The sequence below is a fragment of the Vibrio sp. YT-15 genome (assembly GCF_033337445.1).
GTDB classification, from domain to species: Bacteria; Pseudomonadota; Gammaproteobacteria; order Enterobacterales; family Vibrionaceae; genus Vibrio; species Vibrio alginolyticus.
On the sequence record NZ_JAWOQR010000111.1, the window covers coordinates 1 to 1,223 of the forward strand.

General features: G+C 48.6%; 2 protein-coding genes. Both read right to left on the reverse strand.

Features of this window, described 5'->3' with window-relative positions; translation table 11 throughout:
* Positions 1 to 573, reverse strand: a 573-nt coding sequence (locus R7D93_RS25630; protein WP_318129597.1) for a DUF1513 domain-containing protein, incomplete at its 3' end; no start/stop codon positions are given.
* Positions 554 to 1,223 (reverse strand): imelysin family protein (locus tag R7D93_RS25635; protein WP_318129598.1); only part of this gene is annotated, 670 nt, incomplete at its 5' end. The genes R7D93_RS25635 and R7D93_RS25630, both read right to left, overlap by 20 nt.

The following is a 1,223-nucleotide window of genomic DNA, read 5'->3' on the forward strand; positions in this document are numbered from 1 at the left end:
CAAAGGCTCACGACCATTAGTATGCACCCCACCCACACCAATCGCTAACGAGCCATAGGGCATCATGATCACTTCATGAGGCCCAATGCCGAATCCCGATAACTCAGCGATTTTTCGGTATTGGTCTTTAACATCGTAAACACCGATGATACCTCGGCTAGTGCCGCTTTCGCCTTCCGTAGCGAAGAGATAAAGACCATCGTGAGAATAAACGCCGTGGCCGTAAAAATGGCGCTCCGGTTTTGCCAGTTCCAACTTGAGCATTTGCTCTGTTCGATAGTCGAACACCATAAAGAAAGTGCCAGGACGTCGACCAAAAACAACCGCGTGGCCATGCTGATTGGTCGCCACGCCATGTCCACGTTCCGGGATAGGTAACGTCGAAATAGGCATACCATGTTCATCAGCCACCACGGCAGCAAACTTATCTCGCCCGACAATGGAACAACCAATCAATGCGGGCTCTCGCTTTGTTGTCGCCGCACAACCAAACGGCAACACGGGAGTTGCCGCTCCAAATAGTGCCGCTTTTAGAAGCGTTCGGCGGGTTTGATCAGTCACCATCGGTTGCATTAAACCCTATAACGACACCAAGCTCGATAGCCACCTCTTCATGGATGAGGTATTTAAGTTGTTCTAGCTTGTTGTATTGCGCGAGAACCAAACGATATCCGTCCACACTTTGTAGTGCAGAGAACAGGCTTTTATCTTCAGGCCAAGTCTCTAAAGCCATGTCAAACTGATACGCGACGCGATCCGCCAATTGCGTTTTACCTTGCGCCCTTAACAGCGCATCTAAACCTTTACCGTTCGCAAAATACAACTGATGCAAGCTTTCTAAGTTAGCTTTTAAGTTAGAGAGCGAGGTTTCTGAGCGCCAAGACTCCGAGAAGTAAGGACGAGGATGCCCTATCTTGGCTAGCGGACGGCTGAGCTTTTTCATGCTGTATTCTAGCTGGTTAGAAAGCAGCGAAATGTACTCCGATTCCCACTCTGTCTTTTGCAAAGACTTCCACGGGTTTTGAGCCCAAGAATTAGCGATTATCTGTGCTTTATCGTGCAAGTTTTCGGCAATCGCAACACCTGATTCACACACATTGCTATTGGTGTTAAGCGTGGATGCATCATCATAAAGTAACCATTCCAACGCTCCCAGACCTTGCACAGTCACGCTTTGTGTCGAGATCTCTTCCACTGTCCAAACTTTATCGGCTTTAGTCAGC